This is a genomic window from Bradyrhizobium sp. JR4.1 (assembly GCF_040548605.1).
Classification (GTDB): Bacteria; Pseudomonadota; Alphaproteobacteria; order Rhizobiales; family Xanthobacteraceae; genus Bradyrhizobium; species Bradyrhizobium canariense.
The window spans coordinates 1-21,972 of the sequence record NZ_JBEPRY010000048.1 but is presented as its reverse complement, the minus strand read 5'-3'; the positions used below and the strand labels follow the sequence as shown (position 1 = coordinate 21,972).

Sequence of the window (21,972 nt, the reverse complement as noted above, 5' to 3'; positions counted from 1 at the left end):
CTGGGGCTAAGGAGCGCCTTATCATGCATTTTATGGCCGAGCACATCCTCACGAGACTCGGCTATCGGCATGGGCCGATTTTCTATTGGAGTAAGCAGTCGCAGCCACACTCGGTTCAACAGAGCCGCAAATACGATTCCTGGAACGACAATAATCTGGTCCCGTTTGGGGTTGCCGGATTCGGTTACATGAGCCAGTGCCAGTTCTACAACGAGGCAGATTTAGACCGCTACCTGTATAGGGTTGAGGCGGGCGAGAAGCCAGTGTGGAAGGGTGTTGTCCTGTCGCAAGATGATCTCATGCGCAGAACCGTGATGTTTGCCCTGCGAAGTAGTGGAGTGTTACTCTCCCGCTTCGAGCGGGAGTTTGGGGTCTCAATTGAGAAATGCTTTGGGCGCGAGCTTGAAATCTTGAACGAGGCAGGACTCATCTGCATTTCAAACTATGGTCTGCTTTCGTTAACTGCCGCCGGCACTATCAACTCGGGCGCCGTATCGCTGCTATTTTTCTCGAACAGTATACTTGAGAAGGTCGCGTACAACGACAGCAGGATAACAGACAAACGCACTGATCTGCTCGAAAACCACGATTACTCACCGGCCGCTCGATACGGGTCAAGTGCCGAAATGCAAGTTGCTTTTCGATGAAGTCGCGAGCGCGCTCGTTTATGGTCCCTCCTTTTTCCGTTTCCACGACGCAAGGGCCGCCCCGCGAGGCGCAGGACATATTCTTGCATCTGACCGATAGCATTGATCGGCGGCAGCGTGAGCGCCCGCTTGGGCTGGTCAGCAACTTTGCCGCCGATGAACTGCCGCACTGCATTGCGGAGATCAAACGCAGTGAACGATCTGATAAGGCGGTTAAGGCTCTTGGGCGTAGCATCAACGCGATGGCTGCCGAGAAGGACTATGCTGCGCAGCTGCTAAGTCTGCCGCAGTCCCAGTTCGAGATCGCTAAGACAGACATCCGATATCTCGTAAATTGTGCTTATCAGATGTCTGCGTTTGCCGGTCTTCATCCCCTGGACGCCGAGCTGACGGTGGGAGAGGCACTGAGCCGCCTTGCGCGATCAAGTTATGATCGGCAACCGGGCATTGAGGTCCTCTCTTATGAAGATATGATCATTACGAATCCGTTGCAGAACGATCCACGCGTATATTGCCTCGGGGCGGCCGGGGTCGAGGAGCGAGATTTTTGCTTGGGCCATCAGATCATCGAGAGCGAATTGCAGTCAGCAATGGACGCTCTGCTTAATTTGCGTGATGTGGCCGATGTCGATGCGGGGCAATGTCTTGAGCTATGCTTGGCGCGCCTTGAGTCAGCAAACTTTGTTCTGACGCGCTTCTATGAACATATGTCGCCGGACTTATTTGGCCAATTTCGTGTGTTTTACGGAAAGAATCCTTACAAGAACACGCTTGGTCCAAGCGGCCGCTTCTCCGCCCGGATCGTGGCAGTCTCGGTGCTATTGGCCGGTGAAGAACTCTTCAACCAGAAACCGCAATTTTATAGGGATCTATATCGGCTTTCTGAATATTATCCGCAGAGATGCCTTCACGAGGTATTCCGCTGGCTGTCGTCAGACAGGGGAGTGCACCGCTCAAGCCAGGTTGGCTAGAAGGGAAAGCGGACTTTCCCAGGGCTGCGACCATTTCGCCAGTGATGGAGCATCACGGCGGCGAAATCCGAACGCTGCGCGCGTCCTGGATTTGTGCACTGGATCGGTTTACCCGGATGCACCGTAGTACGGCCTTAAAATATACGGTTGAGCCGGGTCGTCCAATTGTCGGAGTCGAGTTATCGGAGAATGTTGAGGCTGTCCTTTCCCAGCGGCTCTTGACAGAGGTGGGGCGGTGAGCTGACGGTCGTCTCTGCCTAGCTAAAAACAGATAGCGATGCCACGGGCGCGGACGTCCGACACCTGTCGCGGGATCTTAGTCATGTCTCAAGACGAACTGATCCTTCGTCGCTTCGAGTCCGGGGATAGCGATGGTGTATGGCATCTGCACAGAAGCGCATCGCAGGACGTTGGTGTGTGTGGCCCGGAAGGGGCCTGGGAGGATAATTTACGTAATATCGGGGAAGTATACATCGGGTCGGGCGGAGACTTCGTAGTTGCGCATATTGGCCCCCGACTCGCTGCCATGGGTGGGCTGAAACTTTTAATGATGATGTCGCAGAACTTAAACGTATGCGGGTCGATCCCGTCCTTCAGCGACGAGGGTTTGGAAGAAGAGTTCTTCGTGAATTGGAGTCGCGAGCTGTCGCTCTCGGTTTCGAGTGGATAATGCTCGACACAACAACGATCCAAGTAGGGGCTCAAAGGCTCTATGAGACCGCTGGCTATGTCCGCCGCAGGGAGGGGATATTGCACGGATATGCAGTGTTGTTCTACGAGAAGCGGCTCACCGACCAGAATGACCCCACGTGTCCAAATGAGGGGCGTGAGCCGAATAATCCACTCTTGCGCTGTGGACCAGGTTCGTGAGTAGCTGAAGAGGGTGGAAACGGTGTATTTCGGCGCGACCACCAAGGGAGAAACCGGCGCCGCGGAACCGCGGTAGGTCTATCCATTTCAACATTGCGTCGACCGCTCCCATCAGTACCGGAAGGCAAGGAGGCTCCACTTGGATGTCAGCCGGAGGCCGATCAAGCTCTCGAAGTCGAAGCCTGGTAAGAGCCGCGGTCTGAGCCTACCTTGTGGATTGCGAGCTGACCGGCAAGATGCGAGCCCACACACGCAGTTCGGTTCGCCTATGGCATTTGACGCTTCGGAGACGCCGGCGAGGTGCAACTTCGCGCGCCAGTACGGGACATCCATCTTCGTCGCGGCTCTTCCCGCTGCGCGGCGGCCACACGCGATCCGAGGCTTTGCGGATCATTTCGCAGAACTTACTCTGTCTTCGTTTCCCTCCGGCGACGGCGCCTTGTCGGACTAGTCAAACTGGCGCGTAACAGTCCTTATGGACGGCTATAAGTGGAGTACTCAGCTTAACGGCGGGAGGTGGTCGAGACTGGCCCCCGACGCGTCCTGGCGTTTGCCGCCCGCTTCTAAGGATTGAGGCTCACGATGCTGAGCCGAGGCGTTTTGTTTTCACCAAGCTAGAGCTGTCGACTCGGCGTGCGCCTGATTACAGGCCCAGCAACAGCTCTGCGATCTGCACCGCGTTCAGCGCAGCGCCCTTCAGCAGCTGGTCCGCCGCCACGAACATCGAGATCGAATGCCCAGAGGGGTCGCTGAGGTCCTTGCGGATGCGACCGACCAGGACGTCGTCCTGGCCCGAGGCGTCAATCGGCATCGGGAAGTAGTTCCTGGCACGGTCGTCGACGATCTTGACGCCGGGCGCTCGCGCCATGATGGCGCGGACCTGGTCCTCGCTGATCGGCTTCTCGCATTCGAAGGTGATGGCCTCGCAATGAGCCCGCAGCACCGGCACGCGCACGCAGGTGACGCCGATCGCGATCTTGTCGTCCTCGAAGATCTTGCGGGTTTCGTTGATGACCTTGGTCTCTTCGTCGTTGTAGCCGGTGTCGGGGTCGATCGCGGTGTTGTGGTTGAAGAGGTTGAAGGCGTAGGGATGCGGCATCACCTTCGGCGTATAAACCTGCCCGTTGAGGCTGGCGCGGGTCGACTCGACCATTTCCTCCATCGCGGCAGCGCCGGCGCCGGAGGCCGCCTGGTAGGTCGAGATGATCACGCGCCCGATGCGGTTGGTCTGGTGGATCGGCCACAGCGGCACCAGCGCCGTGATGGCGGCGCAGTTCGGGTTGGCGATGATGCCCTTGTGATCGCGGATGCGGTTCGCGTTGATCTCGGGGATGACCAGCGGCACGTTCGGGTCCATGCGGAAGGCGGAGGAGTTGTCGACGACGACGGCACCCGCCTTGACCGCGATCGGCGCGAACTTCTTGGAGATGCTGCCGCCGGCGGAGAACAGGGCGATGTCGACGCCTTCGAAGGCGCGTTCCGTCAGCTGCTCGATGACGACGTCTTGCCCACGGAACGACACCGTCTTGCCGGCTGAGCGGGCGCTCGCCAGCGCCTTGAGCTTGCCGACGCGAAAGCCGCGCTTGTCCATGGTGGCGATGAATTCGGCGCCCACCGCACCGGTGACGCCGACAATCGCGACGACGGGATCGTTACTCACTGTGTCCTCCATTGAGATCGATTTAGACAACATAAACGCCCCGGACCATCATGGGCGGGGCTTCGGTGGAGTGGATTGCGTTCTAGTCGACGACTACGCGCGCACGCCTCCTCAGGCCCCGAAGGCCGTGGTGGTTTTGGTGGCGCGTTTGATGATCGTGAACATGGCGGCGACTTATGCAGCACAGTTGCCCCAACAATTGATACTGAAGGGCCACGGATTAATGGTTTGACGCATTGGAGATCGGACATTCTCAAGTACGCCTTCAGCGCTGCCTGAACTTGGCCACCTCCTTTTAAGGGACAACAAGTTTCTGTTCAGGTTTATCGTAGCCCAACAGAGCACTGGACGCCGCCCAACCAGACGAAGACGGCCAGATGTAACGTCGATACTGGTTCCTCGGACCGTGCATTTGAGTCCTTCGAAGGCGCCGTTTGTGCGGGCGAGGCGAACATTACAACGTGAGTGGTGCTCGATGTGAGTAGCTGATTTCGAGCTACAAAACCGCGCATGTAAAGGGCAGCGACACCCCCTGAATACAACTAGGGACCAGACACCCAGCAAAGACGAGCCGCAGGGTGTCGCATCGCTCGTTGTGGGCTAGGCTTGCTTGTGACTTGCGTGTCCAAATCGCCCATATGATCCTAGCCGTTCTGCTGGTCGCGAGCTTCGAAGGCGCTTACATAGCCCCGATCGTGCATCTTCGACTAACATCTCTCTTCATGTCTCCTCCTGCGGCTGCACTTTGGGAGCCCCAGGAGACTTTTCCTGCGAAATCGAACAAGACCCGCTGCAGCAAACCTACTCGCCCCTGTAGGTGGCCAAGGTTTGGAGCAACTGCGGCATATAATACTCCTTCGTGGCTTCCCTCATAGCGTCCGGCATTGCTTTCGGATGGTCTAGCCATGTCATTGCCCGCTCGATCAGCTCGATCGCGCGTTGCTTGTCACCACTCTCGTAGTAATACTGAGCGACCACCCTATAAGAAGTAAAGGTGAGGCCGCCGCTGTCTTGCCCTAAATTGAGGATATGTTCCGACACATCCCTGCCGATTGCAAAGCGCTCCGCACGCGGGAAGCTAGGCCCTATCGTTCTCCGGATCAAACAGTTGCTGTATCACGACAATCAGCCCACGCACAGCCTCTGACTGTTTCTCAATCGCATCTCGAACCAGTCGGCGTAAGACCCGGAAACCGGTCGCCGTGTCGCGCATTTGTGAAGCAACAGATCCGCCTGAATCTCGCGGAAGTGTCGATTGTCCGGCATCGCGGCAATACCCTCTTCCACCGCTGAGAGCGCTGTCGGCCAATCCTTTGCTTCCATCGCCGGTCGAATTGTCTGGTGCATTGAGTCTTCGCGCGCCTCGCGTTGGTTTTTCGCAATCCGTTTCGCTTCGGCGGCTTTAGCTTCATAGCTGCTGCGCCAAGTGCCCTTGAGAATTTTCGGCAAGACGTGGTCGATGTCGATCGGATCACCGATAAAGGCAATGTGGCCGTCGCGGTCGACGATGAACGATGTCGGAACCCAAGCAGAAGAACTGGCATCCATCCAAAGCTTGTTCATTTCGCCGGTACTATCGAACCCGATTCGATAGTTCAGATTTGAAAACCTTTCGGTCAACCATGCGTCCAACTTGGTGCGAGCCTCATCCGCCGTTGCTGCTTTTTCCCTAGCTGCGACTCCGACGACCTCAAGCCCCTCGTCTTTGTATTTTGCTTGCAGCTCTATCAGATGGGGCATCGCCTCCTCACATGGGTAGCACCAACTTGCCCAAAATTCGACGATGTCCAATTTCCCTGGCTCGAAGTTCGTGAGGGGCTGGCCACGCAGCCAGTTCTCGACTTTGAGCGAAGGAGCAGGAGATGCCAAGCTTAGCATGATGATTCTCTTCCAACGTTGCTGTTGCGCGACCTTGTCGGTTCACCTTAGTCAGCAATCACCATGCCAAGCTGTGCGCGCGCACTAAGCACATGACAACGCTTTCAAAAACATCCACGCGCCCAGCAGGGTCGACTGTATGTAACCTGCCATGCTTTGCATCGGCGTGGATTGCGGGCACGGATCGCGCCCTTGGTGCCGCCAAGACCGTTTTGCGAATGCGCAGCCGTGATGTCGCGCTAGGCCAGTAGGAGGCGCGCGAGAAAGCGGATGGTGCCCGCCGACCGACAAATTCCCAAGGGCCGGTCGTGGACAACAGCGGTCAGCATCGGATACGGCACCAGCTTTCCGAACCGAGCCAGCAAAGCGGCCTATTCGGCGCATTCCAGATGACCGTGGAAGCCGATGACCTCATGCGCGTGCTGCTCCGTCGGAATTAGCAGGCGCGAAAACCGGTGCGAGCCCTGCTTGAACATAGGAAGCCAACTTTACCTCGCCAAAGCGGCGCAGTTACTTCTGTCGCCGTGTTGATTTCCGTGCATTCTGGTTTCGACTAGTCGCGGGTGAGACTAAAGCAACCGGAGGGCTCAACAGGATAGGTCGGAGATTGGAGTTGGTACTGACCGCCTCGGGGCCACTTCCGCACATCCGCTGCACGATGGTTTGGCCAGGACAACTTGCGAGCGACATCCTTCGCATTGGTGTTCGCAATAGCGCTAGGGCAAATCCGCCCCGGTCTTGCGTGTTTGGTAATGACGCAAGGAAGAAAACTCTCACAGAATACGAGAACCGCGCTCGCGAAAAACGGCTCAAAGATAACACGTAATCAGGAACGCCTGGCTTACAATGAGGCGCCGGAGGCGGAGAATGTTAAGATTCGAACCAGCAGCACATTGGCGTCCACGACCGGCAAATGGGCACCGTGGAGGCGGCCTGCCCGGTTGAAATTCACCCACATCTCTCGAGAACGCGTGGCGCAGGCTGGGTAAAGACTCTATGCGATGGATATGTCGAACGACCTTGAGTTCCCTTGTCACCGCCTTCAGTCCCCGCGCGAATAAGCCAACGACTTCGCGGCCCTAGGCATCAACCATTGAGCGTAGATGAACCTCATGCCTCCATTACCGCTCGCACCGCGTGTATCGCCTAATCGAGCCCAGTCCTGGTAGATGCGTCCAGCTGCGAGCCTGGTTAATGTGCCGCTCGCCGGTCAGGTCGATCACTCGCGAGATGCACCTGACTTCCCTTGTGCTCACGGCCGACTTGAGAACGGCATGACGCTTAAGATCATGAACTTCGGCGGCTCGTCGTTTCGGGATGCGGGTTGCTTACCCCATACATCGCACTAGCTACGACACAACCAGATCCGCATTGGTCGCGATTCTGTTCGCTATGTGCTAACAGAATCCGCTAAGACCGTTGGCGTATCTGTAAATGGACAATGCGAGGGAGCATCATCCCCTAGTGAAGAGAGCAGAGCTGGTCCGGCAAATCTCATATGTCAGCCGCCTTGGGCCCTGCAGCTAGAGTGCTTTACCATGGAGGGTTGAGTACGCTTGCACCCCTGGAAACGTGATTTCTTGTAAGCAGTTGGCGCTACACGAGATTGTCGGAACCTGGTCCGATGTAGGCGATGTTGCCACTGTTGCGATCAATCCATCCGCAAAATGGGTAAACTTCAGCACCTAACAGCAGTGAGCGCCAGCTCTCCTGGATGCACTCGACACCACGTGGGCTCAAGGCGGATCAGGATGAACGGTGTGAAGATTATTTTACCCGCGACGTAGACTTGCCCTCAAGAAGCTTGCACAAGCCGAAATCCAACCTCTACGTTCGGAAATAGTACTAGTTGCCGAGATCCATGAAGACAGACAAGAACGCACCAATTTCACGGTTCCAAATCTGCTGTTTCGTGCGCTCAAAGGAACACACGACTCTGAGGACGAGCAACCGGCTGCCGGGCTGTGAAACCGTACCTGCGCTCGGGAGCCACAACGTGTCAGATGGAAGCACGTCAACGCCGCTCGTTTCCGGAGGACCACAACAAGCAAGCCGTCGACCTGGTCGCATGGGATTGCTCGTTTACGGAAGGAACGAGCGGTTGCGCATGGAACGGAGACATTTCGATAGGTCAATGTGTTGCGCGCAGCGCGTCGAGAGCGATGAAGTTACGACGAGAAGGCCCGACTTGTCGAAGAGAACTTGCAGGCTGGCCAGACGGGTGCGCTATCGCGCGCTGGCACGGGTGGCTCACAGCGTGTTGTTCACTTGAAGCCGACAAGCGCGCCAGGGTCGGCTGCGCGGCGTGGCGGCTCCGATCTCGAGCGACGCGGCACAAGCAGCCTCTTCCCCGCCTGCGTAGCGTGCAAGGGCTGGAATCATCGGGATTGAGCTCGGCGGCTGTCGCGTTCGCGTTGACCGTGGCCGGGACGTTGAGACGCTGCAGTGACTTCTTGAGCTGCTGCGGCGACGATGGTCCAGATTCCGAGCCGCGTCAGGGCCTGGATCGCCACTGGCCACACCGACATGCCTCGGCATGCGAGCCTGGCTCTTACATTCCAGGAGATTCTGAGGCGCGATCCGCGCGCTGGCGATCTCTACATCTTCCGGGAACGTCGCGGCGATCTGGTCAAGATCCTCGGCATGACGCAATAGGCATATCGCGGCAAGTTCATCTGGCCGTCGGTCGCCCGGCGAGGTATCGATCTCAGCGGCGGTCTTCCGCAATCCGTGAGCTCGCGACTTCGCGCACGAGACTATGCGGGTCATGGACGAGGCTAAAGATCTGAGCTACTGGCGCACGGCTTGCGACCTCGTAGCGGATGCGCCAGTCAGGATCATGCTGCAGCAGGGACACAACCTGCACAGATAGTCGTTGGGCTATCTCCAGTCTTACCGACGCGTCACGATCGTCGATCATGCCGAGCAACCATTCATTTGGAATGCGCCGTGCTACAACACGGCGGACCTCGGCTTCCTCGTCATTCATCATTCGGCGGAGCAGTATAGGCTCGATCCGACTCGCGACGACAAGGCGAACATAGTAATATTCGTCTGAGGCCATGGATAGCAATTCTTCACCGTCGAGCAGGGTCGCTACCCGCCTCCTCAGCTCGGGACGCGGATGCTTCCGTAATTGCAACGCGTAGCTTCTAGGCAGGCGAAGTATCGCATTCCATTGCACCTTTTCATTGGGATCATTGATCAGCGACGGCAGCAGAGAGACGTTCGCAAACTTCGCCGCCATCGCCCTTACCTCACAATGCGGATGGCTGAGATAGCCGTCGGCGAGATCCGGATTCCGCTCGAAGAACCTCTCGATACTGCTGGGACAACGTTCGTTGACGCAGTAGTGCTTGAGCCGACATCCGCCGGTTTCGCTCAGTGCGAGATGCTCGCACGATGCGCAGTCAAGCCGGTGGCCCTCCCAGTCAAGAGCCTTGTCGATATCATCAATCATTGTCCTGCCCACATAGATTAGGCACGCCGCAGCAACGGCTTGGCAAACTTGTCGGAGGTCACGAGCTCCAGAAATTTTCCGAACGTCAGCCCTGCGCCTGCATCTGAATGGTGTGATCCTGGAAGCCGACTGTCCCGTCGATCGAAGCGCCGACCAGCGCCTGCAGCGCTTTCGAGCCACCGGCGTGGAGGTTCTCGATAGTAACGTCAAGGCCTTGGTCTCTGAATGTACCAAGCTTCACACCCGAATTGAGAGGAATCGAGTTGAGGATCTGTGATCCCGCCGCGATCCTCAATTTCGCCTTCTCGAGCCCGGCGGCATCCGCCGAAATGACCGAGCAAGCGGTTAGCGCCATGACCAGCATCATTCGTGTCAAAGCGTGCATGCGAAGCTCCGTGACTGTTGGGAGAGTGTTACGATCAGGTTTCATGAGCAGGCGCGGGCCGTCAAACCAGGAACTGCTTTTCCGCGCGCTCGACGATAGCGTCGAGGAGAACAACAGAGGCGGAGAGAACGACGATTCCAGCAAATACCCTGTCCGCATCGAGGACGCCCTTGGCCTGCGCGATCAAGTGCCGCAATCCTAGCGGGCGAGGAAGATAACCCGGTGGTGAACGGCAGGTACACGTGGCGCAGCAGGGAGGATTGCAGGCGCGCAGCAGGCGTGCATTCGCCAGCACGACCGGATTGACCGGGCACGCCTGAACGTGTTGAAGAATGCGACGAAGAGAACCAGCGTCAGCAGCCAGGAAAGACAAGATTCTCTCCAGCCAAATGAACTGCACCGCTTGGGAGCAGCGCAATTGTTGTGGGGCCAAAAACAACTACAGCTCGCATCAAAGACTGCCTTACAATCGATCGTTCCAAATTATCGCCACATTGCAAACCGTCGGGACGGACCAGGCACTGGCTTGCAACTCATCCACCGTACAGTTGTTGTCGCATGGACTTCTTGATCTCGATCAAGGCGCATGAAGTAAAGAAATGGTCCGTGAAGAATTCCCAAGTCGTTGATTTGGAATCTGGAAACGGCTCTCTGAGGCAATCGAGTTTGCCGGGAAACGGATGTGGCGGAGGGGATTTGAACGAAGCCGCTGCCGCGGCGTGAGGGGTGAGGTGGCGTAGATCGCGTCCTGGCGGAGAGGATGTGGGTGTTGGAGCCCATCCCCCTCAGACAGGAGTATCGAGATGGCCGATTTGAGCCCTCTTCGCCGCCGCATGATCGAAGACATGACCGTCCGCAATCTGTCGCCGGCGACGCAACGATCCTACATCAGCGCGGTTTCGAAGTTCAGCCGCTATTTTGGCCGATCGCCTGACCGGTTAGAGCTGGAAGACGTCCGCGCCTTCTAGGTGCATTTGGTCTCGACCGGCATCTCATGGCCAGCGCTGAACCAGATCGTCTGTGCACTACGGTTTTTCTACGTCGTCACGCTCGGCGAGGCGCTCATTCCCTATGCGCGAGAACCGCGCAAGCGGCCGGTCGTTCTCAGCGCCGACGAAGTGGTTCAGTTCCTCGAGGCCGTGTCCAGCCTGAAGAGCCGCGCCGCGCTCACCACGGCCTATGCGGCCGGACTCAGGGCCTCCGAAGTCGCGGGACTGCTGATCGAAGACATCGATAGCGCCCGCGGCGTCATCCAGGTGCGCCACGGCAAGGGCGCGAAGGATCGCAACGTGATGCTGTCGCCCCAGTTGCTGGGCGTCCTGCGCACCTACTGGCGGCTCGCCCGGCCACGGCTTTATCTGTTCCCTGGTCGTGACGAAGATCATCCGATCGATCAGACCGTGTTGCACGCAGCCTGTCGATCGGCGGTGAAGGCTGCGGGCCTGACCAAGCGCGTCACGCTCCACACGCTGCGCCACAGCTTCGCGACGCATCTTCTCGAGAACGGAACCGATATCCGGATCATCCAGGTCTTGCTCGGGCACAATAATTTGTCGTCGACAGCGCGCTACACGCAAGTCGCCACCGATACGATCCGGGCGACGCAGAGCCCACTCGATCGCCTGTCGCTGGAGGTGACGCCACCTGAATGATCCGCGGCGGGATGCGGGTGATGATCCGCCCCGACAGCCGCGCCAACAGGCCCGCCATCGAGATTGCCGATATTCTGCGCCGGCATGGCGACACCTATCGCCGTGTACATGCCGGTCATCTCGGTCGGGTCGAGCGGCGCGTGATGAGCGCAATCGTGGCGTGCCGGACCGAGGCGCTCGGCGGCCACATGGAGGCTTGCGACGACTGCGGCACGACACGCCCGTAGATGGTGTGGTGGTTGCGCCGGCCGCCTTTGGCGCGTGGACACCGGCAAGTGCGCAGGTGCTCGTCGCCGGCGAGATCAACGTCCGTCCGGCCCGCGCCTTGCTCGGCCATGACATGGCCGCTGTGAGCCGCCGCTCGCAAATAGCGTACCGCTGTCGCGGGGCCGTAGCCCTGCTGCTCCAGCGCCGCTGCGAACCCGTCAAGGTAAGGCCCGCTCGGCCCACTGCGCAGATGCCCCAGCATCTTCGCTGCCGAGAAGTACGTCTCCAACATGTCCGTCTCCGTATGTGACCGGCCATCAGTGGCCGACCCAACGGGGCCGCACGGGCGACTTGTAATGGAGAGCTCGAGAGCGGCAATACACAGGAAAGTACGGTGATCGCGATCGCCAGCGTCCCATTACCGGCTTTGCCCATAAGACAGGAATTATAGGCGACGAGCTGCGGCTCGGCGGATGCTGGCCCCACGGCTGCGGACCGGCAAACGCCGCGCTCGACGAGGTGCCGACGAAAGAGCCTGGCAAACCGCGGCGACCGAGATGCTGCGCCACGGCGTGCCGCTCGACAAGATCGGCCTCGTCCTTCGGCATCGCGGCATCGACACGACGGCCTATTACGCAAAGGCCGACGTCGCGCTGCTGAAGCAGGTTGCTCAGCCCTGGCCGGAGGCGTTCTGATGCTCAACGACATCGAGACCTATCTCGCGCTCCGCCGCACCACGGGCTTCGCGATGTCGACCGCGGAGTACCTGCTGAAGAGCTTTGCCGCCTTCGCGGCCGAGCGCGGACAAACGTACGTCGAGACAAAAACAGCGCGACTGGGCCGCGCTCGGACCATCCGTCGCGCAAGGCGATGCACGGCTAAGAGCCGTCTGTCGCTTCGTACGCCATGTCCGGGTGGAGGACGTCGGGCACGAGCTGCCGCCGGCCCACTTCGGCGCCCGTAAGAAGCGTCGCACGCCGCACATCTACACGACAGACGAGATCAGTCGGCTTATCGAAGCTGCGCTGCGGCTTCGGCCAATGCGCGGCTTGCGCCCGCACACGCAAGCGACCTTGATCGCGCTACTCTCATCCACTGGGCTCAGGATCTCCGAAGCCCTGAAGCTGACGATCGCGGACGTGACCCGCGAAGGTCTGCTGATCCGCGAGACCAAGTTCCGCAATTCCAAGCAGGTCAACGCGCTGTCCACCACCGTCACCACACCGTTGGTGTAGTCGAAATCATCCATTCCGATTTCGCTTGCGACGCGCGCGCCGTAGTCATCGGCTTCGAGTTGGCTGGTGAACTCCGTACCCACCCTATCCACCGACAGAACGTCGCTGGTTTCAATATGGAAAAAGTAGCGCATGAAATGTGGCTCCCGCACAGAATAGCGCTCTCCAGCCAACACATCCTAGTCCGGATATCTCACGGAGTTTAAGCGCATCGGGGCTCCGAATCAGCGAAAGTTGTTTTGCGATAACGACTTCCTGATGATTCGAGGAGAGCCCCGATGCAGACAGAGTGTACCGCGGATATTTTTCGATTTGAAGCCGTCGAAGGCTGCGCGGTGGTAGCGGCGTTTGACGGAGGTGCGATCACGTCGGACGCGGGCGGTTTGCTGCTGGGCGGGGCGGATGGGACTATCCGGATGGTGGATCGGCTGGCATGCTGCTTTGACGATCGACGATCGCAGGCGCATGTCGAGCATTCGGTGGCGACGCTGGTTGGACAGCGGATATTCGCCATCGCGCTCGGTTACGAGGACCTCAACGACCCTCTGCGCCACGACCCATTGATGGCGGTGCTGGCAGGAAAACTCGAGGCGCGGCGCGCAGATTGCGCGGCGGTGGCCGGCAAGGCGACGTTGAACCGGCTGGAACTGTCGAAGCCGGAGCCGTCGCGCTACCACCAGATCAGCTACGATGCGGAGGCGGTGGACCTTGCTGTTCGTCGATCTGTTTCTGGAGGCGCATCGGACGGCGCCGCGCCAGATCACGCTCGAGCTCGATGCCACCGATGATCCGTTGCATGGCGAGCAGGAAGGGCGCTTCTTTCACGGCTACTACAAATCCTACTGTTACCTGCCGCTGTACATTTTTTTGCGGGCGGCATCTGCTTTGCGCCAAGCTGCGCAGGGCCAACATCGATACCAGCGCGGGCTCGGTTGAAGAGGTGGCGCGGATGGCTGCGCAGATCCCTCAAGCGCTGGCCCGAAGTGCGCATTCTACTGCGGGCGGATTCCGGGTTCACGCGCGATGACCTGATGACATGGTGCGACCAAAACGACGTCGATTATTTGTTCGGCCTGGCCGAGAACAGCAAGCTGATCGTCGAGATCGCGGCCGAGCTTGCCGAGGCGGCCGCAGAAAATCGCCAGAGCGGCAAGCCGGCCCGGCGCTTCAAGGACTTCCACTATAGAACGCACAAGAGCTGGAGCCGCGAACGCCGGGTAGTCGGCAAGGCCGAATGGATGATCCCTTCTGCCGCCGAGAGCGAGAACTCGGCGAAACCGCGGCGTAAGAAGAACAAGAAATCCATCATGGTTGCAGACATCGACTTGGCGACCCTGGAGGGCCGGGCCAATCCGCGCTTCGTCGTCACTTCGCTGCGCGCCGAGCGGCACCCGGGCCGCGAACTCTACGAGAAGCTCTATTGCGCCCATGGCGAGATGGAAAACCGCATCAAGGAATGCCAGCTCGATCTGTTCGCTGACAGGACGTCCACCACACCATGCGCGCCAACCAGTTACCGCTTTCGCTGTCGTCAATGGCCTATGTCCTGGTCAGCGCATTGCGCCGCATTGCCCTCGCCGCGACGCGGCTCGCCGACGCCGCATGCGGCACCATCCGCCTGAGCTGTTCAAGATCGGCGCCCAGGTCCGCATCAGCGTCCGCGGGATCAAGTTCTCTATGGCATCGGCGTTTCCCTACACCGATGTCTTCCGAGCGGCATGGGCCGTGCTCGACGGCGCGGCTCGCTGAACCATCGGCCCACAGGAGAACACCCGCGCCCCATGCCCCGGAAGCACCGACCAAACCGCCGGAGCGGGCGAGGATCTACGCCCCAACCGCCCGCGCGGTTGCTGGCGTAGCGGAAGTCAACCCTTGCCCGTGCGCGGTCAAGCAGTGTGAGAAATCCGGGCTAGCCGCATGGCATGGTTGCCGTGATCGCGATGGCTCCCCGCCGGTCAAGGTTGGCGTCACTCAGACGTCCGTTCTCAACGTCAAGCGACCAGGCTAACGAACCGAGACGCTGAGGCCAGTCAGCGCGTTCGCCAATTGGCGGGCTTCTTCTATCCCGGTGTCCGCAGGCAAGTTAAAGGTAATCTGCTTCGGCTCGATGCCGATGGATTTATCGGTATTGAGAACAACAAAGCACGGCTCGCCGGGATTGCGCTCCTTCACTTCAGCTTTGAACTTCGATGACGGCATTTTTTACCTCAACGCTGGCCGCTTCCCTATCGTGTCCGATGATCACCGTTCGTCGTCAACCTCTGGTGGCGAAGGTGCGCCGGCGCCATAGGGTTGGTAGCGGGCGGACCAACGACAATCCCGCCGCGCTTACCCACTCGTTCAAGAGTTTCCAATCCTTTCCGCTCAGGCCCGGCATTCGCATGTGGAACAATGCGGGCGTGTAGTAGAGAGCGAAGACGTCCTGTGGAGTAACGTCGGGTTTGCCGCATGCCTTGGCGAGATCTTTGCGGAGCCTGGCGGCAGAAGGAGAACATTCGGTTGCTGCGGGAGCTATCGCCGAAAGTTGGTGACGGGGGGAATCGGAAAGGCGGCATATCGTGGGGTGCTTGAAGCCTCCACTTGTCCACCGAAGGAGCGATATGCCGTGTCCAACGATAACGTCATCCAGCTGATTCAGCCAGGAATCTTCGACGATCAACTCACAGAAGTCTTGCCCAACGGGGCACGTGCCCTTCTCGCCAAGGCGGTCGAGGCCGAGGTTGCAGACTTTCTCGGCCAGCATGCCGATTTGAAGACCGCGGACGGCCACCAGCGCGTCGTCCGCCATGGCCACCTGCCGGAGCGCGAGGTGATGACCGGTCTCGGTCCGGTCGCCGTCCGCCAGCCGCGTGTACGCGATCGTGAGGCCGCCGCCACCGACCCCGACCGCATCCGGTTCTCTCCGTCGATCCTGCCACCCTACATGCACCGCTCGAAGTCGATCGAGACGCTGCTGCCGGTCCTTTATCTGAAGGGTATCTCGACCGGCGACTTCTCGGAAGCGCTGGCTGCGCTGCTTGGCAAGGATGCTGCCGGGTTGTCGGCCTCCGCGATCGGCCGCTTGAAGGACTGCTGGCTCGACGAGCATGCCGCGTGGCAGAAGCGCGATCTTTCGGCCAACCGCTACGTCTACATCTGGGCCGATGGCATCCCACAAGTTCAGGGTCTTCCTCTCCGGCCAAAAGCGAGGGGTGCCCCCTCGGCGACGCTATCCTGGACCGCCTCGTTCATAACGCTCACCGTCTGCAACTCTCCGGAGAAAGCATGCGAAAGCAGAACGCCCGCAATCAAGCTCTCGACGACAACTCAAACCCCTGAACACCATGTCGATCAAAGCCGCTGTTCACCATCGCGCGAAACAGTCGCTCACGGTCGCGTGAACTTCTCGCTCACCATCATCGAAATGCGCAGCCTGCTCGATGAGTTCGTCGCAACCGTCAACAAAATCGACTGAGTGATTCTAAATCGTATCGCATCTCCACTTTTGAGACAAAGGCCTGGGTTTGGGCGTGATTCAACGGCTGATTCAATTACTGCGGCCTCGCCGATCGACTTGTTCCTCGCCAGCTTGCGAATGGCTTGGAAAGAGGGCGCATCTCACTAACGGACCGGCCGGTTCTAAAAGGGAGGCGAGCTCGTCGTCGCCCTGACCCTTGGAATTTGTCAGTCAGCGGGCACCATCCGGCTTCTCACGTACCTCCTACTAGCGCAGCGCGGCTCGCGATGCGCATTCGCAAGACGGTCTTCTGACGGCAGGAAGGTCGCAATGCGTGCCCGAAATCTGACGCCGACGCAAAGCATGTCAGGTTTCATACAGGGACCTACTGGGCGTGTGGATGTTTTTCAAATCTTTGTCATGTAGCTTAGCGCGCGTGGACAGCGTGGCAGGTGATTGCTATTCGGGTGAAGCGACAAGGTCGCGCGACAGGTAACTTGGAGACAATGATGGCGCTATGCATGGACTCTCCGGCCCCTTCGCTCAATGTCGAGAACTGGCTGCGTGGCGAGCCCCTCACGAATGTCGATCCCGGGAAAGTGTACATCGTCGAATTTTGGGCAACTTGGTGCGGCGGATGTGAGGAGGCGATGCCCCATCTGATAGAGCTGCAAGCAAAATACAAAGACGAGGGGCTTGAGGTCGTCGGAGTCGCAGCTTATGAAAAAGCACCAACGGCGGATGAGGCTCGCGCCAAGTTGGACGCATGGTTGACCGAAAAGTTCTCAAATCTGAACTATCGAATCGGGTTCGACAGTACCGGCGCAATGAACAAGCTTTGGATGGATGCCAGCTCTTCTCTTGAGATTCCGACATCGTTCGTCGTCGACCGCGACGGCCACATTGCCTTTATCGGTAATCCGATCGACATCGACCACGTCTTGCCGAAAATTATCAACGGCACTTGGCGCAGCAGCGATGAAGCTAAAGCCGCTGATGCGAAACGGATTGCGGCAGGCCAACGCCTAGCGCGCGTATCCTCAATCCGCCGGACAATTCGATCGGCGATGGAAGCAAAGGATTGGCCGGCAGCGCTCTCAGCGGCCGAAGAGGGCATTGCCGCGATGCCGGACAATTTCGGGTTCCGCGAGATTCATGTGGATCTGTTGCTTCACAAAATGCGCGACACGGCGACTGGGTTCCAGGTCTTACGCCAAATGGTTCGAGATGCGGTTGAGAAACAGTCAGAGGCTGTGTTGGAGCTGAATATCGTGATGAGGCTACTCTTTGATCCGGATAACGATAGGGCCTACCTTCCGCGTGCGGAGCGCTTTGCGATCGGCAGGGATGTGTCGGAAAATATCCTCAATCCTGGGCAAGCCCACGGCCTCGACCTCTATTCTTATGGGGGGCTCGCTCAGTATTACTACGAGAGTGGTGACAAGCAACGCGCGATCGAGCTGATCGAGCGGGCAATGACACGGCTAGACGATCCGAAAGTGCCGGACGCTATGAAAAAGGATTATGTGCCGCAGTTGCTCCAAACCTTGGCCACCTACAGGGGCGAGTAGATTTGTTGCAGCGGGTCTTGTTCGATTTCGCAGGAAAAGTCTCCTGGAGCTCCCAAAGTGCAGCCGCAGGAGGAGACATGAAGAGAGATGTTAAATCGAAGATGCACGATCGGGGCTATGTAAGCGCCTTCGAAGCGCTCGCGACCAGCAGAATCATTCAGGGCGAATGCAACACGCAAGTCACAACGAAAGCCTAGCCCACAACGAGCGATGCGACGTCCTGCGGCCCGTCTTTGCTGGGTGTCTAGTTAGTCGTTCGTGAAGAACCATCCAAGCGGTTGATCAAGACTCGATTTTCCGGGCGAGATTGGCTTTGAGATTGCGAGCTTTCGGGCTTTGACTGCCCAGAAGCTTGCAACATGCGTGAAGCTATGGACGACATCAGCGTGCCGCCTCCCGAAGTATCGGCCTCCGCGACCGAGCACCTCACATACGATAAGGTGGCGTCGGCGCTGGACGGGCTCACACTGCTCGACCTCGCTCGTCTGGACGCCGTCGAACGCCGTTACCTTGGTGGGACCGACTTCGCCGAGGGCGACCTATTGCAGGAGGCGATGTGTTCCGCGCTCTTCGAGGAGAAGCGCTGCCCGCGGATCATCAGGTTCATAGCCTTCCTGGTCCAGTCGATGCGAAACATCGCCGGCCACCGGCGCGATCGTCTGCAGCAGCGGGTTCCGATAGAGGACGTGACGACCGGCGAGCGCAAGTCGAAGTTTGAATTGAAAGCGTCGGGACCGAGCCCGGAGGACGCGGCGATCCGGGCGGAACAGGATCGGGGGGCATCGGAGGTCTGTGCGGCGCTGAACGTGCACTACGGCGCCGACGAGGAGATGAGCATTGTGCTACTCGGCTGGGAGAATGACATGAGGGGCGAGACGCTGCGGGATTTTCTTGGCGTCGACCAGGCGCGCCTGGACTACGTGATCAAGAAAATCCGGCGCATCGCCCGTCGGGAGTATCCGAAGGGATGGCGGCGATGAGCAGAGATCCGACAGACCGCGAGAAATTGTCGAAGCTCGACCGGGCCATCGACGACAGCATACTGGAAGCCTCGGAAGCCGATCTGCGCGAAGACTTCAAGGAAGCGGGTGACGATTTCGAGAAGGCGGTGGCCCGCGCCGGCCCCGCTTTGGAGCAGGCCAAGGCGCGTGCCGCTCGGATGCGTTTCGAGCGGGCTCAGGATGACTCGAAGGCATACCGTGAGCAGGAGAACGTCAAGAGCTTCGACCTTGCGAAAGCGCGTCGTCGTTTCGATGGGATGCGATCCGGTGAGGTCGCTGATTCAATGATGGCCGCGCGCAAGGGTGGCAAACTTTCTGAGCGCGATGAGGAAAACCTGTTGAAGGATCTGGCGCAGCTCGAGGCGCTTGAAAACGAGGACAAGGAAGAATGGGAAGAATGACCCCGGCAGAGCGCCTGCTTGTCGGGCTCGGGATCGCGGAGCCCAAGGATATCGACCTCGATGCCATCGCATGGACGCAGGGCGCAGTGGTCAATTACAGGCCGATCGACAACTGCGAAGCCACGATCTTGGGATCGAAGAAGCGCGCCGTCATCTCGGTCAATAGCCTCAGCATGCGACAGCATCGCCGCTTCTCCCTTGGACACGAGCTTGGGCATTGGCACTACGATCGCGGAAAGGTTCTCTTCTGCGGCAAGAACGACGTCTGCAATTTCAGGCAAGACGCGCTCAGTCCGGAGCGGCGTGCCGACGACTTCGCCTCCGATCTGATTCTTCCTAATTTTATGGTTCTTCCGCGGCTTCGGAAGATGAAGCGCCTCACTTTGGCGGCGTCCAGGGAGTTGGCCGATGAGTTCGACGTCAGTCTCACGGCCACGCTCGTGAAGATCACCGCCTTGAACCATTTCCCCATGGTCATTGTTTGCCACAACAGGCGGGATCGCGTCTGGTACAAGACGTCACCGATGATCGCGGAATGGTGGCGGCCCGTCTGGGCACTGGACGATCAGACGTTCGCCGCCGACATGCTGCTCCGAGGCGCCGACGAACAAAACTTCCCCCGAAAGAATCCGGCCGATGCCTGGTTCGATTTCAAGGGATGCGATAGGTACGAGGTAGAAGAGCAGTCGTTCCTTCTGCCGGACGACGAGATCCTCACGGTGCTCACGCTACCACAGCAGGCGATCGCGTAGATTTTGACCTGAGTCACCACGCCGCAACAACGATTGGAAGCGGAGGCTGGTGGATCTGGACGCGCAGCAAAACACAGCCGCTCAGGCTCGCAAGCCGGCTGTTTTCAAGGATGGTCGCAGGTTACAATGGTCTCGCAGGACAACTGGCAGAAACGCGACCGTGTCGGATGAAATGGAAGAAAACAAGATAGAGACGGCCTATCACGAAGTGGGACATGCGGTTACGCCAAGCAAGTGCAGGAACTCGGGGCACAGCTCGTCGGCACGACGTTTTCGCTCGTTCGCGAAAAGGTACTGGTCAGCAAGGCAATACTTCTCTCGGAGCTGGACGTGTTGGGACTGAAAATACAGACCGACTCGTACGACAAGGGCGTACCGGCGCAAACGGTCAGGCCCTGGCAATCGTACCTAAAGACGCTCCAGAACAAGATGGCGGACCTTGGCGAAGCTGATCGGGCAATGGGCAAAACGGTCCTGGATAAGTTCGTTCAGCAATGTAGCAGTTTGAGTTCAATCGTGATCCAAGTGCCGGCGATGCGGGTCACGTCGAGTGAAAGCCTATCTGCTTACGACTACAACATTGACAGGCATCCGGTCGGTATTCGCGCAAAAGCGATAGCCAATCAGATCCGCAAGGCTGAGGATGACATGCAGGCCTGCTTCAAATCCCTCTCCCAGTAGGAGGCAGGGCTAGCGAGGCTTCCTGATCGGCTTTGTCTTTGCTTGCAAGCAGCGTCTCGAAGTGACTGCTTTGCTGCAGCGATGTCATTCGGCCTGCAATATTGGCTCTGACGCATATTCGATGATCGAGATTGTTTTTATGGCGCGCCAATCAGCCTAGCCTGAAGGAGATCGAGCTTAGCGCGCCCGTACATTTGCCGTTTGACCAGCTTGAGTTTGGTGATCTGAGCTTCCACTTGGCCATTAGACCATGGTTGCGTGATAGCCGCGTGCACCGCTCCCTTATCGTTGGCAATGCCATTCGCGAACGAGGCAATGAGGTTCCGCTTGGATTCCTCAATCCAAGGTTCGAGCTCCATCTCGGCCTTCTTTCGGATCATCGCGTGGAAGCGGCCAACGAGAGCTTGGGCATCGGCCAGCATAGGAACGTTTTGTTCGATGACGGCAAGCGTGACGGTCTCGGCCCTGGTCAGGTGGTCGCGCTTCGTCGTCATCAGCTGCGCTATCGTCCTGGCGGCGGGGACCTTCTGCAATTGTTGATGGCTGATAGTCTCGGCATGCCGCCGTCGCGTCGCCCATTCCGCCACCACGCGCAGCGATCCCATAAAGCCTTGTCCCTTCAAACGGCGCCAGAGTTCGGCACCGTTGCGACAGCCGCCTGACCACTGCGCGTCCAGGAACGGCAGGTGCCCATCCAGGGTGCTTTGACGGGTGCGGAACATATCCGTACCGCCACCGCGGCTAATTTGGCGAACCAGATTGCGACTATGTCCTGTGCGCCGGACGATCTCTTTGAGCGGCACACCGTCGGTGACGAGAGCCGCAATTGCGGCATGGCTGTCCTGGCGCCGCAGATAGCCCTGATAGCGCAGCTTTTCCGCATAGGTCAGCAATTCCGGGTTGATCGTTGTCGCTCCGATGAGGCGGGACGATGTCTTCTCCGAAGACGTCCTCCACCCGGACATGGCGTACGAAGCGACAGACGGCTCTTAGCCGTGCATCGCCTTGCGCGACGGATGGTCCGAGCGCGGCCCAGTCGATCGCTGTTTTTGTCTCGACGTACGTTTGTCTATAGCGCGACAATCTGGATGGGAAGCGCGCGACAATCAGGATGGCGAGTCGGTGTCGCGGCGAGGTGATGATTGCCGCGATGATTGTCGCGCGC

Annotated in this window: 19 protein-coding genes and 6 pseudogenes; 16 read left to right on the top strand and 9 right to left on the bottom strand. The window is 58.8% G+C overall.

What is annotated here, in order from left to right; all coding sequences use genetic code 11:
• The first annotated feature begins 23 nt into the window (after positions 1-23).
• From ABIB90_RS40290 to ABIB90_RS40275, 4 genes are all read left to right on the top strand, one after another.
• Entirely contained in the window at positions 24-647 is a 624-nt protein-coding gene (locus ABIB90_RS40290; RefSeq protein ID WP_354101438.1) for a coproporphyrinogen III oxidase, read from the top strand.
• 83 nt (positions 648-730) lie between these two features.
• On the top strand, positions 731-1,618 hold the full coding sequence (locus tag ABIB90_RS40285; RefSeq protein ID WP_354101437.1) for a hypothetical protein: 888 nt from the start codon (positions 731-733) through the stop codon (positions 1,616-1,618).
• 322 nt (positions 1,619-1,940) lie between these two features.
• Entirely contained in the window at positions 1,941-2,288 is a 348-nt protein-coding gene (locus tag ABIB90_RS40280; RefSeq protein WP_354101478.1) for a hypothetical protein, read from the top strand.
• Positions 2,192-2,488: a GNAT family N-acetyltransferase gene (locus tag ABIB90_RS40275; RefSeq protein ID WP_354101436.1), complete on the top strand. Its 297-nt coding sequence runs from the start codon at positions 2,192-2,194 to the stop codon at positions 2,486-2,488. Before ABIB90_RS40280 ends, ABIB90_RS40275 begins: the two co-directional genes overlap by 97 nt.
• 643 nt (positions 2,489-3,131) lie before the next feature.
• Here the strand turns inward: ABIB90_RS40275 and ABIB90_RS40270 are convergent.
• The 3 genes from ABIB90_RS40270 to ABIB90_RS40260 form a co-directional block, all read right to left on the bottom strand.
• On the bottom strand, positions 3,132-4,160 hold the full coding sequence (locus ABIB90_RS40270; RefSeq protein WP_354101435.1) for an aspartate-semialdehyde dehydrogenase: 1,029 nt from the start codon (positions 4,158-4,160) through the stop codon (positions 3,132-3,134).
• A gap of 789 nt (positions 4,161-4,949) precedes the next feature.
• Positions 4,950-5,189 carry a hypothetical protein gene (locus ABIB90_RS40265; RefSeq protein ID WP_354101434.1) on the bottom strand — a complete coding sequence of 80 codons (240 nt, stop codon included), beginning with the start codon at positions 5,187-5,189 and terminating at the stop codon, positions 4,950-4,952.
• Positions 5,190-5,273: 84 nt separating this feature from the next.
• The gene (locus ABIB90_RS40260) at positions 5,274-6,026 is read right to left on the bottom strand and encodes a TlpA disulfide reductase family protein (RefSeq protein WP_354101433.1); all 753 of its coding nucleotides are present in this window, start codon (positions 6,024-6,026) and stop codon (positions 5,274-5,276) included.
• A 2,472-nt stretch (positions 6,027-8,498) separates the two neighbouring features.
• Here ABIB90_RS40260 and tnpB point away from each other — a divergent pair.
• Positions 8,499-8,681, top strand: coding sequence for an IS66 family insertion sequence element accessory protein TnpB (gene tnpB, locus ABIB90_RS40255; protein ID WP_354101432.1), 183 nt, complete (start codon positions 8,499-8,501; stop codon positions 8,679-8,681).
• A 52-nt stretch (positions 8,682-8,733) separates the two neighbouring features.
• Here the strand turns inward: tnpB and ABIB90_RS40250 are convergent, their stop codons facing one another.
• The 3 genes from ABIB90_RS40250 to ABIB90_RS40240 all read right to left on the bottom strand — a co-directional run bounded on the left by ABIB90_RS40250 (position 8,734) and on the right by ABIB90_RS40240 (position 10,244).
• Positions 8,734-9,486 (bottom strand): 4Fe4S-binding leucine-rich repeat protein, encoded by a 753-nt coding sequence (locus tag ABIB90_RS40250; protein ID WP_354202855.1) that lies wholly within the window; start codon positions 9,484-9,486, stop codon positions 8,734-8,736.
• An 85-nt stretch (positions 9,487-9,571) separates the two neighbouring features.
• Complete coding sequence (locus ABIB90_RS40245; RefSeq protein WP_354202854.1) at positions 9,572-9,871, bottom strand: type 2 periplasmic-binding domain-containing protein; 300 nt, start codon at positions 9,869-9,871, stop codon at positions 9,572-9,574.
• Between the two features lie 61 nt (positions 9,872-9,932).
• Positions 9,933-10,244, bottom strand: coding sequence for a hypothetical protein (locus ABIB90_RS40240; protein WP_354202853.1), 312 nt, complete (start codon positions 10,242-10,244; stop codon positions 9,933-9,935).
• A gap of 430 nt (positions 10,245-10,674) precedes the next feature.
• On the opposite strand from ABIB90_RS40240, the pseudogene ABIB90_RS40235 reads away from it, so the two are divergent.
• From ABIB90_RS40235 to ABIB90_RS40220, 3 genes and pseudogenes are all read left to right on the top strand, one after another.
• Positions 10,675-11,523: pseudogene (locus ABIB90_RS40235) on the top strand (tyrosine-type recombinase/integrase).
• Positions 11,524-11,543: 20 nt separating this feature from the next.
• Positions 11,544-11,744 (top strand): annotated as a pseudogene (locus ABIB90_RS40230) (transposase zinc-binding domain-containing protein); the annotation flags it as partial.
• A gap of 543 nt (positions 11,745-12,287) precedes the next feature.
• Positions 12,288-12,425: a site-specific integrase gene (locus ABIB90_RS40220; RefSeq protein WP_354101427.1), complete on the top strand. Its 138-nt coding sequence runs from the start codon at positions 12,288-12,290 to the stop codon at positions 12,423-12,425.
• A gap of 290 nt (positions 12,426-12,715) precedes the next feature.
• On the opposite strand, the gene ABIB90_RS40215 is transcribed toward ABIB90_RS40220, so the two are convergent.
• Positions 12,716-13,099, bottom strand: a complete 384-nt coding sequence (locus ABIB90_RS40215; RefSeq protein WP_354202852.1) for a DUF6894 family protein — start codon at positions 13,097-13,099, stop codon at positions 12,716-12,718.
• Positions 13,100-13,243: 144 nt separating this feature from the next.
• Here ABIB90_RS40215 and ABIB90_RS40210 point away from each other — a divergent pair.
• Positions 13,244-14,714: pseudogene (locus tag ABIB90_RS40210) on the top strand (IS1380 family transposase).
• A 255-nt stretch (positions 14,715-14,969) separates the two neighbouring features.
• On the opposite strand, the gene ABIB90_RS40205 reads toward ABIB90_RS40210, so the two are convergent.
• Positions 14,970-15,164, bottom strand: a complete 195-nt coding sequence (locus ABIB90_RS40205) for a hypothetical protein (protein WP_354101425.1) — start codon at positions 15,162-15,164, stop codon at positions 14,970-14,972.
• Positions 15,165-15,570: 406 nt separating this feature from the next.
• On the opposite strand from ABIB90_RS40205, the pseudogene ABIB90_RS40200 reads away from it, so the two are divergent.
• The 7 genes and pseudogenes from ABIB90_RS40200 to ABIB90_RS40170 form a co-directional block, all read left to right on the top strand.
• Positions 15,571-16,116, top strand: a pseudogene (locus ABIB90_RS40200) (transposase); the annotation flags it as partial.
• A gap of 47 nt (positions 16,117-16,163) precedes the next feature.
• A pseudogene (locus ABIB90_RS40195) lies at positions 16,164-16,283 on the top strand (ATP-binding protein); the annotation flags it as partial.
• Between the two features lie 639 nt (positions 16,284-16,922).
• A complete protein-coding gene (locus ABIB90_RS40190; protein WP_354101424.1) occupies positions 16,923-17,972 on the top strand; it encodes a redoxin family protein in 1,050 nt (349 codons plus the stop codon).
• A gap of 371 nt (positions 17,973-18,343) precedes the next feature.
• On the top strand, positions 18,344-18,952 hold the full coding sequence (locus ABIB90_RS40185) for a hypothetical protein (protein WP_354202851.1): 609 nt from the start codon (positions 18,344-18,346) through the stop codon (positions 18,950-18,952).
• Positions 18,949-19,374: a hypothetical protein gene (locus ABIB90_RS40180; protein ID WP_354101422.1), complete on the top strand. Its 426-nt coding sequence runs from the start codon at positions 18,949-18,951 to the stop codon at positions 19,372-19,374. Before ABIB90_RS40185 ends, ABIB90_RS40180 begins: the two co-directional genes overlap by 4 nt.
• Complete coding sequence (locus ABIB90_RS40175) at positions 19,362-20,126, top strand: ImmA/IrrE family metallo-endopeptidase (protein ID WP_354202850.1); 765 nt, start codon at positions 19,362-19,364, stop codon at positions 20,124-20,126. The genes ABIB90_RS40180 and ABIB90_RS40175 overlap by 13 nt, the downstream gene beginning before the upstream one ends.
• A gap of 234 nt (positions 20,127-20,360) precedes the next feature.
• Positions 20,361-20,807, top strand: coding sequence for a hypothetical protein (locus ABIB90_RS40170; protein WP_354202849.1), 447 nt, complete (start codon positions 20,361-20,363; stop codon positions 20,805-20,807).
• Between the two features lie 137 nt (positions 20,808-20,944).
• Here ABIB90_RS40170 and ABIB90_RS40165 read toward each other — a convergent pair.
• Positions 20,945-21,727, bottom strand: a pseudogene (locus ABIB90_RS40165) (transposase); the annotation flags it as partial.
• Positions 21,728-21,972 lie beyond the last annotated feature (245 nt).

Coding starts and splice junctions, on each gene's coding strand:
- ABIB90_RS40250 (WP_354202855.1), bottom strand. CDS start 9,486: ATGATTGATGATATCGACAAGGCTCTTGACTGGGAGGGCCACCGGCTT.
- ABIB90_RS40185 (WP_354202851.1), top strand. CDS start 18,344: ATGGACGACATCAGCGTGCCGCCTCCCGAAGTATCGGCCTCCGCGACC.
- ABIB90_RS40245 (WP_354202854.1), bottom strand. CDS start 9,871: ATGCACGCTTTGACACGAATGATGCTGGTCATGGCGCTAACCGCTTGC.
- ABIB90_RS40175 (WP_354202850.1), top strand. CDS start 19,362: ATGGGAAGAATGACCCCGGCAGAGCGCCTGCTTGTCGGGCTCGGGATC.
- ABIB90_RS40180 (WP_354101422.1), top strand. CDS start 18,949: ATGAGCAGAGATCCGACAGACCGCGAGAAATTGTCGAAGCTCGACCGG.
- tnpB (WP_354101432.1), top strand. CDS start 8,499: ATGGTCCAGATTCCGAGCCGCGTCAGGGCCTGGATCGCCACTGGCCAC.
- ABIB90_RS40220 (WP_354101427.1), top strand. CDS start 12,288: ATGCTGCGCCACGGCGTGCCGCTCGACAAGATCGGCCTCGTCCTTCGG.
- ABIB90_RS40270 (WP_354101435.1), bottom strand. CDS start 4,160: ATGGAGGACACAGTGAGTAACGATCCCGTCGTCGCGATTGTCGGCGTC.
- ABIB90_RS40290 (WP_354101438.1), top strand. CDS start 24: ATGCATTTTATGGCCGAGCACATCCTCACGAGACTCGGCTATCGGCAT.
- ABIB90_RS40205 (WP_354101425.1), bottom strand. CDS start 15,164: ATGCCGTCATCGAAGTTCAAAGCTGAAGTGAAGGAGCGCAATCCCGGC.
- ABIB90_RS40280 (WP_354101478.1), top strand. CDS start 1,941: ATGTCTCAAGACGAACTGATCCTTCGTCGCTTCGAGTCCGGGGATAGC.
- ABIB90_RS40275 (WP_354101436.1), top strand. CDS start 2,192: ATGCGGGTCGATCCCGTCCTTCAGCGACGAGGGTTTGGAAGAAGAGTT.
- ABIB90_RS40190 (WP_354101424.1), top strand. CDS start 16,923: ATGGACTCTCCGGCCCCTTCGCTCAATGTCGAGAACTGGCTGCGTGGC.
- ABIB90_RS40215 (WP_354202852.1), bottom strand. CDS start 13,099: ATGCGCTACTTTTTCCATATTGAAACCAGCGACGTTCTGTCGGTGGAT.
- ABIB90_RS40260 (WP_354101433.1), bottom strand. CDS start 6,026: ATGCTAAGCTTGGCATCTCCTGCTCCTTCGCTCAAAGTCGAGAACTGG.